The organism is Bradyrhizobium sp. 23AC (genome assembly GCF_054863025.1).
The window spans coordinates 230,715-248,311 of sequence record NZ_JAVAYN010000008.1 but is presented as its reverse complement, the minus strand read 5'-3'; the positions used below and the strand labels follow the sequence as shown (position 1 = coordinate 248,311).

Below are 17,597 nucleotides of genomic sequence, written 5' to 3'. Positions count from 1 at the left end.
TCTCTTGCTCCGTCGTTCCGGGGCGCCCGGCGGGCGAACCCGGAACCTCGAGATTCCGGGTTCGATGCTTCGCATCGCCCCGGAATGACGGTGATCTAAGGACACAAAGCCAATGACCGCCATGCTGGAGATGCGCAACGTCAGCAAGAGCTTTGCAGGCGTGCAGGCGCTGCGCGACGTCAACTTCTCGGTTCACGCCGGGCAAATCCACGCGCTCGTCGGCGAGAACGGTGCCGGAAAGTCGACGCTGATGAAGGTGCTCAGCGGGGTCTATCCCGCGGGCAGCTACGAGGGCACCATCGTCTTCGACGGTGAAGAGCGGCGCTTCCGCGACATCAACGATTCCGAGGCGCTCGGCATCATCATCATCCACCAGGAACTCGCGCTGATCCCGCTGATGTCGATCGCCGAGAACATCTTCCTGTCTCATCCGCCGTCGAAGCTCGGCGTCATCGACCGCGACGAGGTCTACCGTCGTACGCGTGAGCTGCTGGCGCAGGTCGGCCTGAAGGAATCGCCTGACACGCTGATCACCGATCTCGGCGTCGGCAAGCAGCAGCTTGTCGAGATCGCGAAGGCGCTGTCCAAGCGGGTGCGGATGCTGATCCTGGACGAGCCGACCGCGAGCCTCAACGAGGCCGACAGCGCCGCGCTGCTCGAACGCCTGATGGCGTTCCGCGAGCAGGGCATCGGCTCGATCCTGATCTCGCACAAGCTCAACGAGGTCGCCAAGGTCGCGGACCACATCACCGTGCTACGCGATGGTCGCACCGTCGACAGCATCGATTGCCGCGCCGAGCCGATTCAGGAAGACCGTATCATCCGCAGCATGGTCAATCGCGACATGGCGCACCGTTTCCCGGAGCGCAGCGTGAAGATCGGCGAGCCCGTGCTCGACGTCGCGAACTGGTCGGTCTATCATCCCATCCATCCCGAGCGGCAGGTGATCAAGAATGTCAATTTCGGCGTCAAGCGCGGCGAGGTCGTCGGCATTGCCGGCCTGATGGGCGCCGGCCGCACCGAATTCGCCATGAGCCTGTTCGGCCGTTCCTGGGGCACCAATATCAGCGGCAGCATCCGGCTCGAAGGCAGAGATATGGTGCTGCCGAGCGTCGCGGCCGCGATCGACGCCGGCCTTGCCTATGTCACCGAGGATCGCAAGCAGCTCGGGCTGATCCTGGCCGACGACGTCCGCAAGAACATCACGCTTGCCAGCCTCGATCAGGTTGCACCTAAACGCGTGATCGACGATATCGCCGAGCTGAAGATCGCCAGCGACTATCGCACCCGCATGCGCATCCGCTGCTCAGACGTCTACCAGGAGACCGGCCAGCTCTCCGGCGGCAACCAGCAGAAGGTTGTGCTGTCGAAATGGCTGATGACGGACCCCAAGGTCCTGATCCTGGACGAGCCGACGCGGGGCATCGATGTCGGTGCCAAATACGAGATTTACTGTACCATCAACGAGCTGGCGGAGGCCGGCCGCGGCGTCGTGGTGATCTCCTCGGAGATGCCCGAGCTGCTCGGCATCTGCGACCGCATCTGCGTCATGAACGACGGCGCCTTCGTCGGCGAGTTCAAGGGTGCGGACGCGACGCAGGAAAAGATCATGCGCGCCATCATGCGCAACGAACGAAACATTGGGAACGCCGCGCCCGCGGCGGAAATGGGAGGAACGCAGCCATGACCGACAAGACGGTATCGCTGCCCGAGGAGCGCCGGCACGGCAGCTTCATCAAGAACAATTTGCGCAATTACGGCATGCTGATGTCGTTGATCGCGATCATGCTGTTCTTCCAGGTCATGACCGGCGGCACGCTGTTGCAGCCGCTCAACCTGACTAACCTGGTGCTGCAGAACAGCTACATCGTCATCATGGCGCTCGGCATGCTGCTGGTGATCGTCACCGGCCATATCGACCTGTCGGTCGGCTCGGTCGCCGGCTTCGTCGGCGCGGTGGCCGCCGTGCTGATGGTGACCTACAAGATCGACTACACGCTCGCCTTCATCGCCTGCCTGTTGCTGGGGGCGGCGATCGGCGCGGCGCAGGGCTATTGGGTGGCTTTTTTCGGCATTCCGTCGTTCATCGTGACGCTGGCGGGCATGCTGGTGTTCAAGGGCCTGGCGCTCGCGGTGCTGCAGGGCCAATCACTCGGCCCGTTCCCGGCGACCTTCCAGAAGCTGTCGTCGGGCTTTATTCCGGAACTGCTGCCCGAAGCCGGCACGCTGCATCCGACCTCCATGCTGATCGGTGCCGTGCTCGCGCTCGGCCTCGTCTATGCCAGTGCCAAGGGCCGCTCGCGTGAGCAATCGCATGGCATCGAGGTCGAGCCATATGCGTTCTTCCTGGGGAAAAGCGTTCTGCTCGCCTGCGCCGTGCTCTATTTCACCTATCTGATCGCCTCGCATCGCGGCCTGCCCAACGTGCTGGTCATCATGACCGCGCTGATCGCGCTCTATGGCTTCGTCACCCGGCGCACCGTGATCGGCCGGCAAGTCTACGCGGTCGGCGGCAATGCGAAGGCGGCAAAACTGTCGGGCATCAAGACCGAACGGCTGACCTTCCTCACCTTCGTCAACATGGGCGTGCTGGCCGCGCTCGCCGGCCTCGTCTTCGCCGCGCGCCTCAACACCGCGACGCCGAAGGCCGGCCTCGGCTTCGAGCTCGACGTCATCGCCGCCTGCTTCATCGGCGGCGCCTCGGCCTATGGCGGCGTCGGGCGCGTCGGCGGCGCCGTGGTCGGCGCCATGATCATGGGCGTGATGAACAACGGCATGTCCATCCTCGGCATCGGCATCGACTATCAGCAGGTCATCAAGGGCCTGGTGCTGCTCGGGGCAGTGTGTATCGACGTGTATAACCAGCGGCGGTAGCCGCATTGACGGTCTGGTAGGGTGGCCAAAGGCGCGTAAGCGCCGTGCCCACCATCTTCTCTCGTGGCACTATGGTGGGCACGCTTCGCTTTGCCCACCCTACGGCAGCGGTGATTGTGTCGTGAACAGCACCGTCGCGATCGCGACGGAAAGCGTCACCGCCGATACGGTTGCCACGGTCGACAGCACCCCCATTCGCCGCAGGGCGATGGCGAAGACGATGATGATGGGGGTCGCGGTCATCAGCCCGATTTGTGCATCGCTCATTGCATCGCTCGCCGTTTCGCGGAACCGCCGGATGCATCGACCCTATGGCGGTCGGGCGGGCGGGACGTTGCGATAGCGCAAACCCGCCTCTGGCCAGTTGCACTATTTGTCCGGCGACAAAGTTGGAATCGCGCCGGTGGGATATCTGTTCGGCGTCTTGATGCGGAAGTCAGATGTCGGCAACGGATTGCGAGCAACAGGGAACCGGCTGGGGAATCCTGGAAGATCTTCCCGGCGATCCCATGATCTGGGTGCTGATCTTCAGCGAGCTTGCCGCGTTCGGCCTGTTCCTCGGTGCCTTCGTCATCGCGCGTGCGCTTCACCCGGCGGTCTTCGCGGCCGGTCAAGCCAGCCTTGATGCGCATCTGGCGGGAATCAACACCATCGTGCTCGTGACCAGCGGCTGGGCTGCCGCGCGCGGGGCGGCTGCTGCACGGGCGAGCGAAAGCCGGCGCGCGCGCGGCTGGCTGTTCGGCGCCATGGCCCTTGGCGTCGTCTTCATCGCGGTCAAGCTGTTCGAATATGCCGGCGAGATCGCGTTAGGAAACGGCCTGGAGACTAGCCCGTTCTTCACGCTGTACTTCCTCCTCACCGGCTTCCATCTCCTGCATGTCGGCCTCGGCATCGTGATTCTGGCCGTAGTGTCCCGGGGTGCCCGAGCGGCGGGCGTCGAGACCGGAACGGCTTTCTGGCACATCGTCGACCTGCTCTGGATCGTCATGTTTCCCATCATCTATCTGGTGCACCCGTGATTCCGGATCGTCTCGACATCACCTGGATCGCGTTGATCGGCCTTGCGCTCGCGACCATTCTGGTCCCGCCGCTGGTGTCGCGTCCCTTGTTGGCCAATGCCTTGCTGCTGACGTTCGCCGCCCTCAAGGGCCGCCGTATCGTGCTCGATTTCCTCGATCTTCGCTCAGCGCCGGCGCTTTGGCGCGGCATCGTCAGCGCCTGGGTCTTCATCGTGGTGCTGTTTGCCTGGCTCGCATCGGCCGTCGTTGCCTTGATCTGACTGACGGTTGCGCATCGTCGCGCTGCTTGCGCTTCGTCAAAGAGTGCCCCCCGGCAATCGGCAATAAATCGCAGGATCGCATCTTCTCAGGAATCAAACGGAAAGGATTGGCAATGGCTGAACGCCTGACCAAGTCGGCCGCTCGAAATGTCTTCTACGGCGGTTCGGCCTTCTTCTTCGCCATTTTCATAGGGCTGACGGCGCACAGCCATTACTACATGGCCACGACCTCGACCGACGCGAAGACGCTGACGTCGTCGGTCGCCCGCGGCAAGCATGTGTGGGAGAAGAACTCCTGCATCAACTGCCACACGCTGCTGGGCGAGGGCGCCTATTTCGCCCCAGAGGTCGGCAACGTCTGGGATCGCTGGGGCGGCAACGAGGACCCGGCCGCCGCGCGCGAGACGCTGAAGGCCTGGATGCAATCGCAGCCCTCGGGCGCAGAGGGCCGGCGGCAGATGCCGCAGTTCAACCTGACCGACCAGGAACTCAACGATCTCGCCGACTTCCTGCAATGGACCAGCACGATCAAGCGTCAGAGCTGGCCGCCGAACAAGGCGGGCTGAGCATGATCCGGAAAAGTGTGAAGCGGTTTTCCGAAGAGATCATGCTCAAACGACATGCAAGGCGCACAGCTTTCCTCTTTCAAGATAGAGAGAACCCGAGATGAAGTACCAAACCCAGAAAGTCGCGATGCTGTATTTCTACGGCGCGCTGACCCTGTTCCTGGCCCAGGTCGTGTTCGGCCTGCTCGCCGGGACCATCTACGTCCTACCCAATACGCTGTCGACGCTGCTGCCGTTCAACATCGTCAGGATGATCCACACCAACGCGCTGATCGTGTGGTCGCTGATCGGCTTCATGGGCGCGACCTACTATCTGCTCCCGGAAGAGACCGAGAATGAGCTCTATAGCCCGCTGCTGGCGAAGATGCAGTTCTGGATGTTCTTCGGCGCAGCCGGCGTCGCCGTGGTCGGCTATCTCTTCCACTACCACGAGGGCCGTGAGTTCCTCGAACAGCCCTTCATCATCAAGGTCGGCATCGTCGTCGTCTGCCTGATGTTCCTGTTCAACGTCACGATGACGGCGCTGAAGGGCCGCAAGACCACGGTCACCAACATCCTGTTGTTCGGCTTGTGGGGCGTTGCGATCTTCTTCCTGTTCGCCTTCTACAACCCGGCGAACCTTGCCGTCGACAAGATGTACTGGTGGTACGTCGTCCATCTTTGGGTCGAGGGCGTCTGGGAGCTGATCATGGCCTCCGTGCTCGCCTATCTCATGATCAAGCTCAACGGCATCGATCGTGAGGTCGTCGAGAAGTGGCTCTACGTCATCATCGGCCTTGCCCTGTTCTCGGGCATTCTCGGCACCGGCCATCACTTCTACTGGATCGGCGCGCCCGGCTACTGGCAGTGGATCGGCTCGCTGTTCTCCACGCTCGAGGTTGCGCCGTTCTTCACCATGGTGATCTTCACCGTGCAGATGACCTGGAAGGCCGGCCGCAAGCATCCGAACCGCGCCGCGCTGTTGTGGTCGGTCGGTTGCTCGGTGATGGCGTTCCTCGGTGCCGGCGTCTGGGGCTTCCTGCACACGCTGTCCTCGGTGAACTACTACACTCACGGCACGCAGGTCACCGCCGCGCACGGCCATCTCGCCTTCTTCGGAGCCTATGTGATGCTGAACCTGTCGGTGATGGCCTATGCGATCCCGCAGATCAAGGGACGCGCGCCCTATAACCAATGGCTCTCCATGACGAGCTTCTGGATCATGTGCACGGCCATGATGACCATGACCTTCGCGCTGACCTTTGCCGGCGTGGTCCAGGTCCATCTCCAGCGCGTGCTCGGCCAGGGCTACATGGACGTGCAGGACCAGCTCGCGATGTTCTACTGGGTCCGGCTCGGCTCCGGCGTGTTCGTCGCGATCTCCGCGCTGATGTTCGTGTGGGCCGTGCTGGTGCCGGGCCGCGAGAAGCAGGCGACCATTCCCGCCGTGCTGCAGCCGGCCGAGTGAACGAGAAAGGGCGGCCGCGGTTCGCCGCGGCCGCCTGCTTCCTGGAAAATCCGGAGAGACATCATGAAATCTGCCCTTCACACGGTAACCTCGGCGCCCGAGCTGCCGGCCTATGTTCCATCCGGAAACGAATGCGAGCTTTTCGAGCATGCCTGGCGGCGTCGTCTGCCGGTTCTGCTCAAGGGGCCGACCGGCTGCGGCAAGACCCGCTTCGTCGCGCATATGGCGGCGCGGCTGGGCCTGCCGCTTCACACGGTTGCCTGTCACGACGATCTCACCGCCGCCGATCTCACCGGCCGCTATTTGCTCAGGGGCGGGGACACCGTGTGGACCGATGGTCCGCTGACGCGCGCCGTGCGCGAGGGCGGCATCTGCTATCTCGACGAGGTCGTGGAGGCCCGCAAGGACGTCACGGTAGTGCTGCATCCTCTGACCGACGACCGCCGCATCCTGCCGCTGGAGCGGACCGGCGAGGAACTGGTGGCGCCGAACAGCTTCATGCTCGTGGTCTCTTACAACCCCGGCTACCAGACGCTGCTGAAGGCGCTGAAGCCATCGACGCGGCAGCGCTTCATCGCCATCGAATTCGGCTTCCTGCCGCCCGAGCAGGAGATCGCCGTCGTGTCCGCCGAAAGCGGACTGTCGCCGGAGCGCGTGCGGCCGCTGGTGGGGCTGGCTGGCCGGCTGCGCGCGCTGAGGGGCCACGATCTGGAAGAGGGCGTCTCGACCCGGCTAGTGGTCTATTGCGCGACCCTGATTGCCGCGGGCACGCCGATCGCCGATGCCGTGCTGGCCGGCATGATCGAGCCGCTGACCGACGATTCCGACGTGAAGGCGGCGCTGCTGGACGTCGCGCGCGCTGTCATCGGGTGAGGCCGCTCCCATGCTCGACTTCCTCGAACTGGAGGAGACGGTCGGCCGCGCCTGGCACAGGATGGTCGGCGGCACCGCGAGCTATCCGGTTCACGATGAGCACGCCGTTGCACTGACCGAGGTGAGAGGCCGGCTCGCGGTGATGTTCCGCGCGCTTGGCGGCGAGACCGGGGTGCAGATTGCAAGCGCGGGCGCGCGAAAATCGGGGCACCGTCTCGGCTGGCGACAGCGCATCGGCCTCGGTGACGAGCGGTTAGAGCAGCCGGGCCGTGACGCGGCGACCATCTTCCTGCCCGATCGGATCTCGATCTTTCCCGACCGCGCGTTGAACGCGGCGCTCTATCGCTGGCTTGCGGCATGGTTCGCAGCCGCACCGATCGAGACGATCACGGAAGCCGATCCGCTGCGGCGGGATCTTCTGGTGTTGCGCCGGGCAAGTGAGACGGCGGTCTGGGTGCTCACGCAATTCCCCGGGCTTGTCGCCGATTATGCCCAGCTCGCCGCGGCAACCGCCGAAGCTCGGCCTCGTCGCCCTTTGCCACGCATCGAGCAGGAGGTCGAGCAGATCGTCTTGGCCTTGCTCGGCGCCGGCAAGGCGCCTGCGGGCAGACTGTGGCCGGCGATGATGGGGACGGGCCTGCTGCCGGACAAGGCGCCGCCGGGCTATCATTCGATCCTGCCGTGCCCGCTCTGGGGGGATTGCTGGACGCGCGGGCTCTCGCCCGCGCATGCAGGCGAGGACGAATGTGCGCCGGGCGCCGAGCCCGAGGCCCAGGACAATCGCAAGCGCTTTGCCGTCCGCGAGCGTGAGGACAATGCCAATCGCCGCGACCCCTTCGTGCTCAACCGCTTCGAGAAGATCCTTGCGATGGCCGAAATGGTCAATGTCGACCGTCCGGCCGACGACAGCGAGGACGAGGATGCGCAGAAGGCGGCCGACGATCTCGAGGAGATCACGCTCAGCCGCCGCACCGGCAAGCCGGCGAGCCGGTTCAAGTTCGATCTCGACCTGCCGCCCGAGGCCCTCGATGCGTCGCGGCTGAATGCGGACCTTACCTATCCCGAATGGGATTACCGTAGCGGATCCTATCTGCCCGATCATTGCCGCGTGCTGGCCGGTGCGGCCTCCGAGCAAGGTGAGAGCTGGACGCCTGACGACGCCATGCGCCGGCACATCCGCCAGGTGCGCCGTCGCTTCGAGGTGTTGCGGCCGCGTCACGAATTGATGCGCGCCCAGGTCGACGGACATGATCTCGACCTCGACGCGCTGGTGCGCGCGCGGTGCGACCTGCGCGCCGGCAGCAGCAGCGGTCTCGATCGCATCCACGTCGCGATGCGCTCGCAAGGGCACGATCTCGCCGTCACGCTGCTCGTCGACGTCTCGCTGTCCACGGACGCCTGGGTCGACGGCTACCGCGTGCTCGACGTCGAGAAGGAGGCACTGCTGGCGCTTGCCCACGGGATTTCGGCCTGCGGCGATCACCACAGCATTCTCACCTTCACCTCGCGCCGGCGGTCCTGGGTGCGGCTCGAGACGGTCAAGGCCTTCGGCGAGCCGATGAGCGGGACGGTCGAGCGCCGCATCGGCGCGCTGAAGCCGGGCTATTACACGCGGATCGGCACGGCGGTACGCCATGCCGCCGCCGAGCTAGCCCGTCAGCCGCAGCGCAAGAAGTTGCTGCTCGTCCTCACCGATGGCAAGCCGAACGACGTCGACCATTACGAGGGCCGCTTCGCGCTCGAAGACACCCGCAAGTCGGTGCAGGAGGCTCGCCGGCTCGGCATCGCCGCCTTCGGCGTCACGGTGGACGCCACCGCGCAATCCTATTTCCCGACCCTGTTCGGGCGCGGCGGCTATGCCATCGTCGGGAACATCAAGCGGTTGCCCGCGGCGCTGCCGGCGATCTACCGGCAGGTCGCGCACTGACGGGGGGAAGCCGCGGCGTCTCGTTCCCGCCCGAACTATTGCTCATCAGCTGGGTATATGATCGTATGTCCGGATGGACGACTTCCGGTCAAAGCCCGACCTGATCATCTTCGACTGCGACGGCGTGCTCGTCGACAGCGAGCTTTTGAGCTGCCAGTGCCTGTCGGAGGTGCTGGCCGAGTTCGGCATTGCGCTCACCCAGGCGCAGGCGCTCGAGCTTTTCCTCGGGCGCAGCACCAAGGCGATCGAGCAGCATTATCGTGATCTCGGGCAGATCGTGCCGGACGGCTTTCTGCCGCGCCTGAAGTCGCACGTGCTGGAGACGTTCGCGGGCTCGCTCCGGCCGATCCCGGGCATTGCCGCCATCATGTCCGACCTGCGAATGCCGTTTTGCGTGGGGTCGTCGAGCGATATCGACCGCGTCTCGCTCTCTCTCGACGTCACGGACTTGCGGGCGCATGTCGGCGAGCGGATCTATACCGCGCAGATGGTCAGGCATGGCAAGCCTGCGCCCGATCTCTTCCTCCTTGCGGCCGAGAAGATGGGCGCGCAACCTGCGCGCACGCTGGTGATCGAGGACAGCGTCAGCGGCGTGCAGGCGGGCAAGGCAGCCGGCATGACGGTCTGGGGATTTGTCGGCGGCAGCCATTATCGCGGACGCAACGGCCGGGCTATATTGTCCGAGGCGGGGGCCGACCGGGTCTTCGCGCGCATGAGCGATTTCTGGGAGGCGTGAGGCCCGCATGGCCGCCGAGAACGACAAATCCCGGCTCGACGACGCCGCGCGCGCCGGCTGGCTGTATTTCATCGCCGGTCACACCCAGGACGAGATCGCAAAGATGCTCCAGGTCTCGCGTGCCTCGGCGCAGCGGCTGGTCTCGTTGTGCCTTGCCGAGCGTCTCATCACCTTCCGGCTCGAACACCCCATCGCCGCCTGCATGGAGCTTGCGGCGCGGCTGAAGGAGCGCTTTGATCTCGTTCATTGCGAGGTGGTGCCGGCCGATCCTGCCGCGCCGCAGGCCACCGCCGGCATTGCCGAGCGTTGCGCCAATCTGCTCGACGCGACGCTGCGCTCGGAGACGCCGGTGATCGTCGCGCTCGGCACGGGTCGCGCGGTGCGCGCCGCCGTCGAGCGCGTCACGCCGATCGACCGGCCCAATCACCAGATTGTCTCGCTGGTCGGCAACATCTCGGCCGACGGTTCGGCGAGCTTCTACGACACCGTGGGCCGGCTCGCAGACCGCACCGGCGCGCGGCACTATCCGATGCCGCTGCCGTTCCTGATGTCGTCCGAGGACGAGCGCAACAGGATGGTCCGCATCGAGCCGATCGCAAAGGTGAAGGCGGTTGCGGCCAAGGCTGACTTGCGCCTCGTCGGCATCGGCCAGATGGACCAGAAGGCTCAGGTCCACAACGATGGCTTCGTCACCCGCGACGAATTGTTCGAGATGATGCGGCTGGGTGCCATCGGCGAGATCACCGGCTGGGCCTATGATTCCAAGGGGCGCCTGCTCAAGACCGGCACCAACAAGCGCCTCACCAGCATTCCGCCGGAGGTGCCGGCGAAGACCACGACCATCGCCGCCGCGGTCGGTGCCGCCAAGGTGCCGGCGATCGCGGCGGCGCTGAACGGCGGCCTGGTCAACGGGCTGATTACCGACGAGACGACCGCGCAGGCAATTTTGGAGCGGTAGGCGGGCGCGCTTCGCGTGCCTGTGAGGCTGGCGGTGTTTCTCCACATAACACTGTCATCGTCCGCGAAGGCGGACGATCCAATACGCCGCGGCCAAGCTTGGGGCAAACCAACAGACGTCACGGAGTACTGGATGCCCCGCTTTCGCGGAGCATGACAGCTGTGGGCTAAGCAACACTTTCGATCCCCTTCCGCACCGCAGCACTCATAAGTTGCGAAAACGACTTCGCGCCTGCTTGACAATCCTCCTCCCTTGCGTTGAACATACGCCCAACGCGTGGGCATATGCTCAAAACGCGAGTTTGAGGGAGGTCACCGTGAAACATGTCTTGGGCGCCGTCTGCGGCGCGTCTGTTCTGTTGCTGGCCGTCCCCGCGATGGCCGAAACGACCCTGACGATTGCCACCGTCAACAACGGCGACATGATCCGAATGCAGGGGCTGACGGCTGAGTTCACCAAGAAGTACCCGGATATCACCGTGAAGTGGGTGACGTTGGAGGAGAACGTGCTGCGCCAGCGCGTCACCACCGACATCGCCACCAAGGGCGGCCAGTTCGACGTCCTCACCATTGGCACCTATGAGGTGCCGATCTGGGCCAAGAAGGGCTGGCTGGTGCCGCTCGCCAATCTCGGCGGCGATTACGACGTCGCTGACCTCCTGCCCAAGATCAAGGACGCGGTCTCCGTCGACGGCAAGCTCTATGCCGCACCGTTCTATGGCGAAAGCTCGATGGTGATGTATCGCACCGATCTGTTCGAGAAGGCCGGCCTGAAGATGCCGGAAAAGCCGGCCTGGGATTTCGTGATCGACGCCGCCAAGAAGCTGACCGACAAGAGCGCCGGCACGTATGGCATCTGCCTGCGCGGCAAGGCCGGCTGGGGCGAGAATATGGCGTTCCTCTCGGCCATGGCCAATTCCTACGGCGCGCGCTGGTTCGATGAAAAGTGGGAACCGCAGTTCAACACGCCGGAATGGAAGACGACGCTCACGACTTACGTCAATCTGATGAAGGAAGCCGGCCCTCCCGGCGCAAGCTCCAACGGCTTCAACGAGAATCTGGCGCTGTTCAACGCCGGCAAATGCGCGATGTGGATCGACGCCACGGTGGCGGCGTCCTTCGTCACCAATCCGAAGGATTCCAAGGTTGCCGACAAGGTCGGTTTCGCGCTCGCGCCCAACACCGGGCTCGGCAAGAACGCCAACTGGCTGTGGGCCTGGAATCTTGCGATCCCCGCCGGCTCCAAGAAGATGGAAGCCGCCGAGAAGTTCATCGCCTGGGCGACGAGCAAGGACTACACCAAGCTCGTGGCATCGAAGGAGGGCTGGGCCAACGTGCCGCCGGGCACGCGGACCTCGCTTTACAAGAACGATGAATATCTGAAGGTCGCACCCTTCGCAAAACTGACGCTGGCCTCGATCGATGCGGCCGATCCGAATAAGCCGACGGTGAAGCCGGTGCCTTATGTCGGCGTGCAATACGCTGCGATCCCAGAATTCCAGGGCATCGGCACCCAGGTCGGCCAGCAATTCTCCGCCGCGCTTGCGGGCTCGATGACCGTCGATGCCGCGCTCACTGCGGCGCAATCGGCAACCGAGCGCGAGATGAAGCGCGCCGGCTACATCAAGTGAACCCGAGCTCTTCCTCCTGAGCTCAGACTAGCGGCCATCCAGCGTCATGGATGGCCGCCTTCTTCCCGCCAGCGGAGAAGCGTTGATGGCAACCCGGCAGACGCAGACTCTTGCGCGCTCGCTCCTGACGCCGGCCGTCGGGCTGCTGTTCATCTGGATGATTGTCCCACTGGCGCTGACGATCTATTTCTCGACGCTGCATTACAGCCTGCTCGATCCCGGCTCGGAATCATTCGTCGGGCTGGAAAACTTCCGCTACTTCCTCACCGATCCCGCCTTCCTGGCCTCGCTCCAGAACACGCTGGTGCTGGTCGGCTCCGTGCTCGCGCTGACGATCCTGCTCGGCATTCCGCTGGCGCTTTTGATGGACCAGCCGGTGGTCGGTCGCAATTTCGTGCGGCTGATGGTGATCGCGCCGTTCTTCGTGATGCCGACGGTGAGCGCGCTGGTCTGGAAGAACCTGCTGATGCATCCAGTGTCCGGTCTGTTCGCCTGGCTTGCCTCGCTGTTCCATCTGACGCCGATCGACTGGTTCAACGATTTGCCGCTGTTTGCCGTCATCCTGATCGTGACGTGGCAGTGGCTGCCCTTCGCGACGCTGATCCTGCTCACCGCGCTGCAATCGCTCGACGAGGAGCAGAAGGAGGCCGCCGAGATGGACGGCGCCAGCGCCGTCTCGACCTTCATCTACATCACGCTGCCGCACTTGGCGCGGCCCATCACCGTGGTGATCCTGATCGAGACGATCTTCCTGCTCACGGTCTTTGCGGAAATTTATGTCACCACGGGTGGTGGCCCGGGACTGTCGACCACCAACATCGCTTTCCTGATCTATTCGCAGGCGCTGATCCAGTTCGACGTCGGCAGCGCCTCCGCAGGCGGCCTCGTCGCGGTGGTGATCGCCAACGTCGTCGCCTTCTTCCTCGTCCGCATCGTCGGCCGCAATCTGGAGGCTTGAATCATGGCACGGATGGCGACGACGCGGCGGGTGGTGATATCGACAGCGGTGGCCTGGCTGTTCGGCTTCCTGATCTTCTTCCCGATCCTCTGGATGGTGCTGGCGAGCTTCAAGACCGAGCTAGAGCCCTTCGCCATCCCGCCATCCTTCCTGTTCTTCCACTGGACCACCGAAAACTATGCGACCGTGCAGGAGCGCAGCGACTATTTCCACCACGCCATGAACTCGGTCATCATCGCAGGCGGCTCGACGCTGATTGCGCTGCTGATCGCGATCCCCGCGGCCTGGTCGATGGCGTTCTCGCCGACCAAGCGCACCAAGGACATCCTGCTCTGGATGCTCTCGACCAAGATGATGCCGCCGGTCGGCGTGCTGGTGCCGATCTACCTGATCTACAAGACCTTCGGCCTGCTCGATTCCCGCATCGGCCTCGTCTTCATCCTGTGCCTCGGAAACTTGCCGATCGTGATCTGGATGCTGTTCACCTATTTCAAGGAGATCCCGCGCGACATCCTTGAAGCCGCGCGCATGGACGGCGCCACCATCGGCCGCGAACTCATCTATGTCTTGACGCCGATGGCGATCCCGGGTCTGGCCTCGACCATGCTGCTCAATTTGATCCTGGCCTGGAACGAGGCGTTCTGGACGCTGAACCTGTCGACCTCGAACGCTGCACCGCTCACCACGTTCATCGCCTCCTATTCGAGCCCGGAAGGGCTGTTCTGGGCAAAGCTGTCGGCGGCCTCGACGCTGGCGATCGCGCCCATTCTCGTCCTCGGTTGGTTCAGCCAGAAGCAGCTCGTGCGCGGGCTCACCTTCGGCGCGGTGAAATAGAGGGGCTGCCGGATCATGGGTCAGATCACACTTCAGGGCGTGCAGAAATCCTTCGGCCCCGTGCACATCATCAAGGGCGCCGACCTCGAGATTGCCGATGGCTCCTTCGTGGTGTTCGTCGGTCCGTCCGGTTGCGGCAAGACCACGCTCTTGCGGCTGATCGCGGGGCTCGAGGATGTCTCTGGCGGCAAGATCGTGATCGACGGCAAAAACGTCGTGGACACGCCGCCCGCCAAGCGCGGGCTCTCGATGGTGTTCCAGTCCTACGCGCTCTATCCGCATATGAGCGTGCGCGGCAATATCGGCTTCGGCCTGAAGATGGCGGGGCTCGCCAAGGACGAGATCAACCGCAAGGTCGAGGCCGCCGCCGCGACGCTCAATCTCACGCCCTATCTCGACCGCAAACCGCGCGAGCTCTCCGGCGGCCAGCGCCAGCGCGTCGCAATCGGCCGCGCCATCGTGCGTGAGCCCAAGGCCTTCCTGTTCGACGAGCCGCTGTCCAACCTCGATGCGGCGCTGCGCGTGCAGATGCGCATCGAGGTGACGCGACTGCAGAAGCAGCTCGGCACCACCGCGATCTACGTCACCCACGACCAGGTCGAAGCCATGACCATGGCCGACAAGATCGTCGTGCTCAACGGCGGCAAGATCGAGCAATATGGCTCGCCCCTGGAGCTCTACGAGCGGCCGGCCAATCTCTTCGTCGCCGGCTTCATAGGTTCGCCCAAGATGAATTTCGTCACCGGAGAGCTCGCGTTGCAACGTGGTGCGGCCACCATCGGCGTCCGGCCGGAGCACCTCAAGATCGACCGCGATGGCACCGGAGGCTGGCAGGGGACCATCGCGGTGGCCGAGCATCTTGGCAGCGACACCTTCCTCTATGTCGATGCCGGCCCGCTCGGGATGCTGACCGCACGCTATATCGGCGAATTGAGCCTGCATGCCGGCGACCATGTGTCGCTGGTGCCGGACCCCGCGCGCATTCACCGCTTCGACGCGAGCGGCAACGCGCTTCGGAACTGACAAGAAAACGGCAAGAAACGGAAAGACCACCATGTACCTGGAAAAATTCAAGCTGAACGGCAAGACCGCGTTTATCACCGGCGGCGGGCAGGGCATTGGCCTTGGTTGCGCGGAAGCGCTGGCCGAAGCCGGCGCCAGGGTCATCATCGGCGACCGCGACAGCAAAATCGCCGACAGCGCCAAGGCCAGCCTGAAGGCGAAGGGCTTTGACGTGGAGACCGCGATCATGGACGTGACCGACACCAAGCGCGTTGCGGAGGTCGCGAACGACCTCGTCGCCCGCCATGGCAAGGTCGACATCCTCGTCAACAATGCCGGCATCGCCCGCAGCGAAACCCCGGCGGAAACCGTGACCGACGAGCACTGGCTCAACGTCATCGACGTCAATCTCAACGGCACGTTCTGGTGCTGCCGCGAATTCGGCAAGCACATGCTGAAGGCGAAAAGCGGCGCCATCGTCAATGTCGGCTCGATGTCCGGCTTCATCGTCAACAAGCCGCAGGAGCAGTGCTTCTACAACGCCTCCAAGGCGGGGGTGCATCATTTGACCAAGTCGCTCGCCGCCGAATGGGGCGCGCGTGGCATCCGCGTCAATGCGGTGGCGCCGACCTATGTCGAGACGCCGCTCAACGCCTTCGTGAAGAGCAACGCAAAAATGTACGACGCCTGGATCGGCGGAACCCCGATGGCGCGGATGGGGCAGGTCGAGGAGATCGCCTCGGTCGTATTGTTCCTGAGCTCCGAAGCGGCGAGCCTGATGACCGGCAGCATCGTGCTGGTGGATGGCGGCTATACTTGCTGGTAGGCTCACCGTCAAAGCTGACGGAAAGCAACCGGGAGCGACAATGCCGCGAGCGTATATCGGCGTCGACGTGGGGACCACCAGCACGCGGGCCGGAGTGTTTGACGAGGCCGGCACGCTTTTGGCCACCGCCCGGCATCCGATCCGGATCTGGCACGAGGCCGGCGATATCGTCGAGCAATCGTCCCAGGACATCTGGGACGCCTGCGCGACATCGGTGCGGGCCGCGATGGCGGAAGCCGCCATCGCGCCTGACAGCGTCGGCGGCATCGGCTTTGATGCGACCTGTTCGCTGGTTGTCCTCGATAGGCAGGGCGAACCGCTCACGGTCAGCGCGTCCGGCGACAAGCAACGCAATGTCATCGTCTGGATGGATCATCGCGCCATCGCCGAGGCGCGGCTGATCAACGAGACCGAGGACGCCGTGCTGCGCTATGTCGGCGGCTCGATCTCGCCCGAGATGGAGATGCCGAAGCTGCTATGGTTGAAGCGGCACCTTCGTGGGAGCTTCGACACCGCGGGCCACTTCTTCGATCTCGCGGATTATCTGACCTGGCGCGCGACCGGCTCGCTCCAGCGTTCCACCTGCACCGTTACCTGCAAATGGAACTATCTCGCCCATGACGGCGGCGGCTGGAGCGCGCAATTCTTCAAGCGCATCGGCCTGTCCGATTTCGTCAATGAGAAATACGCTCGCATCGGCACCGAGATCGTCGCCCCCGGCACGCGGCTCGGCGTGGGGCTCACCCGCACAGCTGCTGCCGAGTTCGGCCTGTCGCCGGGCATACCGGTCGGTGCCTCGCTGATCGATGCGCATGCCGGTGGCATCGGCGCGATCGGCGGACGCGACGGATCGGGCGGGGCGACCGATGTCTGCGACCGCCTTGCCTACATCATGGGAACGTCGGCCTGCATCATGGCGACGACGACGGAGCCGTGCTTCGTCCCCGGCGTGTGGGGGCCTTATTACTCCGGGATGGTCCCGGACTTCTGGCTCAACGAAGGCGGCCAGTCGGCCGCGGGCGCGGCGATCGACCATCTCCTCAAGTCGCATCCGGGCCACACCGAGGCGAGCGCGGCGGCGCGCAGCGAGGGTCTCGACCTCATCGACTTCCTCGAGCGCCGTATCATCGCGCGCGCAGGCAGCGCCAGCCGTGCCGCGCTGCTCGCCCGCGACATCCATGTTCTCCCCGAATTCATCGGCAACCGCTCGCCGTACGCCGACCCCGATACGCGCGCGGTGATCGCGGGCCTCGATCTCGACACCGACATCGCCGCGATGGAGCGGCTGTTCGTCGCCGGCCTGTGCGGGCTCGCTTATGGGCTCGCCGAGGTGATCGAGGCTTTTGCCGCGCATGGCGTTCGCTCCAGCATCATGATCATGGGGGGCGGTGCGAGCCGCAGCCCGCTGGTGCGGCAGATCATGGCGGATACGACGGGCCTCACCGTCGCGCTGCCGCAGACCAGGGAGCCGGTGCTGCTGGGGGCTGCGATGCTGGGGGCGGTGGCCGGCGGCGCCTATGCCTCGATCGGCGAGACCATGGCAAAAATGTCGGCGCTGGGACGGAAGAGCGAGCCGACCGCGCCCGACATGGCCGCGTTTCACGCCCGCAAGCGCGAGGTCTATACTCTCCTGCGCGACGTCGATCGCGGCAGCCGCGCGGCGATGGCCGACATCGCGAGAGGTTGA

At 64.4% G+C, this 17,597-nt stretch carries 17 protein-coding genes; 16 read left to right on the top strand and 1 reads right to left on the bottom strand.

The window, feature by feature from the left end:
- Positions 1–112: 112 nt before the first annotated feature.
- Complete coding sequence (gene mmsA, locus RAD10_RS21195; protein WP_461619108.1) at positions 113–1,687, top strand: multiple monosaccharide ABC transporter ATP-binding protein; 1,575 nt, start codon at positions 113–115, stop codon at positions 1,685–1,687.
- Complete coding sequence (gene mmsB, locus RAD10_RS21190) at positions 1,684–2,874, top strand: multiple monosaccharide ABC transporter permease (RefSeq protein ID WP_018315912.1); 1,191 nt, start codon at positions 1,684–1,686, stop codon at positions 2,872–2,874. Before mmsA ends, mmsB begins: the two co-directional genes overlap by 4 nt.
- Before the next feature lie 99 nt (positions 2,875–2,973).
- Here the strand turns inward: mmsB and RAD10_RS21185 are convergent, their stop codons facing one another.
- A complete protein-coding gene (locus RAD10_RS21185; protein ID WP_461619107.1) occupies positions 2,974–3,141 on the bottom strand; it encodes a hypothetical protein in 168 nt (55 codons plus the stop codon).
- A 173-nt stretch (positions 3,142–3,314) separates the two neighbouring features.
- Here RAD10_RS21185 and RAD10_RS21180 point away from each other — a divergent pair, with 173 nt between their 5' ends.
- The 14 genes from RAD10_RS21180 to RAD10_RS21115 all read left to right on the top strand — a co-directional run bounded on the left by RAD10_RS21180 (position 3,315) and on the right by RAD10_RS21115 (position 17,597).
- Positions 3,315–3,893, top strand: a complete 579-nt coding sequence (locus RAD10_RS21180; protein ID WP_461619106.1) for a cytochrome c oxidase subunit 3 family protein — start codon at positions 3,315–3,317, stop codon at positions 3,891–3,893.
- A complete protein-coding gene (locus tag RAD10_RS21175) occupies positions 3,893–4,153 on the top strand; it encodes a cytochrome C oxidase subunit IV family protein (protein ID WP_461619191.1) in 261 nt (86 codons plus the stop codon). The genes RAD10_RS21180 and RAD10_RS21175 overlap by 1 nt, the downstream gene beginning before the upstream one ends.
- Positions 4,154–4,266: 113 nt before the next feature.
- A complete protein-coding gene (locus RAD10_RS21170; RefSeq protein ID WP_018315916.1) occupies positions 4,267–4,719 on the top strand; it encodes a c-type cytochrome in 453 nt (150 codons plus the stop codon).
- A 100-nt stretch (positions 4,720–4,819) separates the two neighbouring features.
- On the top strand, positions 4,820–6,166 hold the full coding sequence (locus tag RAD10_RS21165; protein WP_461619105.1) for a cbb3-type cytochrome c oxidase subunit I: 1,347 nt from the start codon (positions 4,820–4,822) through the stop codon (positions 6,164–6,166).
- A gap of 63 nt (positions 6,167–6,229) precedes the next feature.
- Positions 6,230–7,039 (top strand): CbbQ/NirQ/NorQ/GpvN family protein, encoded by an 810-nt coding sequence (locus tag RAD10_RS21160; RefSeq protein WP_091952902.1) that lies wholly within the window; start codon positions 6,230–6,232, stop codon positions 7,037–7,039.
- A gap of 10 nt (positions 7,040–7,049) precedes the next feature.
- Complete coding sequence (locus RAD10_RS21155; RefSeq protein ID WP_461619104.1) at positions 7,050–8,966, top strand: nitric oxide reductase activation protein NorD; 1,917 nt, start codon at positions 7,050–7,052, stop codon at positions 8,964–8,966.
- Positions 8,967–9,039: 73 nt separating this feature from the next.
- Entirely contained in the window at positions 9,040–9,702 is a 663-nt protein-coding gene (locus RAD10_RS21150; RefSeq protein ID WP_461619103.1) for an HAD family hydrolase, read from the top strand.
- Between the two features lie 7 nt (positions 9,703–9,709).
- Positions 9,710–10,660: a sugar-binding transcriptional regulator gene (locus RAD10_RS21145; RefSeq protein ID WP_461619102.1), complete on the top strand. Its 951-nt coding sequence runs from the start codon at positions 9,710–9,712 to the stop codon at positions 10,658–10,660.
- A 316-nt stretch (positions 10,661–10,976) separates the two neighbouring features.
- The gene (locus RAD10_RS21140) at positions 10,977–12,290 is read left to right on the top strand and encodes an ABC transporter substrate-binding protein (RefSeq protein WP_461619101.1); all 1,314 of its coding nucleotides are present in this window, start codon (positions 10,977–10,979) and stop codon (positions 12,288–12,290) included.
- Between the two features lie 85 nt (positions 12,291–12,375).
- On the top strand, positions 12,376–13,248 hold the full coding sequence (locus tag RAD10_RS21135) for a carbohydrate ABC transporter permease (protein ID WP_461619100.1): 873 nt from the start codon (positions 12,376–12,378) through the stop codon (positions 13,246–13,248).
- Between the two features lie 3 nt (positions 13,249–13,251).
- Positions 13,252–14,082, top strand: coding sequence for a carbohydrate ABC transporter permease (locus tag RAD10_RS21130; RefSeq protein WP_461619099.1), 831 nt, complete (start codon positions 13,252–13,254; stop codon positions 14,080–14,082).
- A 15-nt stretch (positions 14,083–14,097) separates the two neighbouring features.
- Positions 14,098–15,105: an ABC transporter ATP-binding protein gene (locus tag RAD10_RS21125; RefSeq protein ID WP_104463041.1), complete on the top strand. Its 1,008-nt coding sequence runs from the start codon at positions 14,098–14,100 to the stop codon at positions 15,103–15,105.
- A gap of 31 nt (positions 15,106–15,136) precedes the next feature.
- Positions 15,137–15,910, top strand: coding sequence for an SDR family NAD(P)-dependent oxidoreductase (locus tag RAD10_RS21120; protein ID WP_461619098.1), 774 nt, complete (start codon positions 15,137–15,139; stop codon positions 15,908–15,910).
- A gap of 40 nt (positions 15,911–15,950) precedes the next feature.
- Entirely contained in the window at positions 15,951–17,597 is a 1,647-nt protein-coding gene (locus RAD10_RS21115; protein WP_461619097.1) for an FGGY-family carbohydrate kinase, read from the top strand.

Bases quoted from the DNA above. Each gene is read 5' to 3' on its own strand.
- RAD10_RS21185 (WP_461619107.1), bottom strand. From the start codon at position 3,141: ATGAGCGATGCACAAATCGGGCTGATGACCGCGACCCCCATCATCATC.
- mmsB (WP_018315912.1), top strand. From the start codon at position 1,684: ATGACCGACAAGACGGTATCGCTGCCCGAGGAGCGCCGGCACGGCAGC.
- mmsA (WP_461619108.1), top strand. From the start codon at position 113: ATGACCGCCATGCTGGAGATGCGCAACGTCAGCAAGAGCTTTGCAGGC.
- RAD10_RS21120 (WP_461619098.1), top strand. From the start codon at position 15,137: ATGTACCTGGAAAAATTCAAGCTGAACGGCAAGACCGCGTTTATCACC.
- RAD10_RS21125 (WP_104463041.1), top strand. From the start codon at position 14,098: ATGGGTCAGATCACACTTCAGGGCGTGCAGAAATCCTTCGGCCCCGTG.
- RAD10_RS21145 (WP_461619102.1), top strand. From the start codon at position 9,710: ATGGCCGCCGAGAACGACAAATCCCGGCTCGACGACGCCGCGCGCGCC.
- RAD10_RS21135 (WP_461619100.1), top strand. From the start codon at position 12,376: ATGGCAACCCGGCAGACGCAGACTCTTGCGCGCTCGCTCCTGACGCCG.
- RAD10_RS21160 (WP_091952902.1), top strand. From the start codon at position 6,230: ATGAAATCTGCCCTTCACACGGTAACCTCGGCGCCCGAGCTGCCGGCC.
- RAD10_RS21150 (WP_461619103.1), top strand. From the start codon at position 9,040: ATGGACGACTTCCGGTCAAAGCCCGACCTGATCATCTTCGACTGCGAC.
- RAD10_RS21130 (WP_461619099.1), top strand. From the start codon at position 13,252: ATGGCACGGATGGCGACGACGCGGCGGGTGGTGATATCGACAGCGGTG.
- RAD10_RS21155 (WP_461619104.1), top strand. From the start codon at position 7,050: ATGCTCGACTTCCTCGAACTGGAGGAGACGGTCGGCCGCGCCTGGCAC.
- RAD10_RS21180 (WP_461619106.1), top strand. From the start codon at position 3,315: ATGTCGGCAACGGATTGCGAGCAACAGGGAACCGGCTGGGGAATCCTG.
- RAD10_RS21165 (WP_461619105.1), top strand. From the start codon at position 4,820: ATGAAGTACCAAACCCAGAAAGTCGCGATGCTGTATTTCTACGGCGCG.
- RAD10_RS21170 (WP_018315916.1), top strand. From the start codon at position 4,267: ATGGCTGAACGCCTGACCAAGTCGGCCGCTCGAAATGTCTTCTACGGC.
- RAD10_RS21115 (WP_461619097.1), top strand. From the start codon at position 15,951: ATGCCGCGAGCGTATATCGGCGTCGACGTGGGGACCACCAGCACGCGG.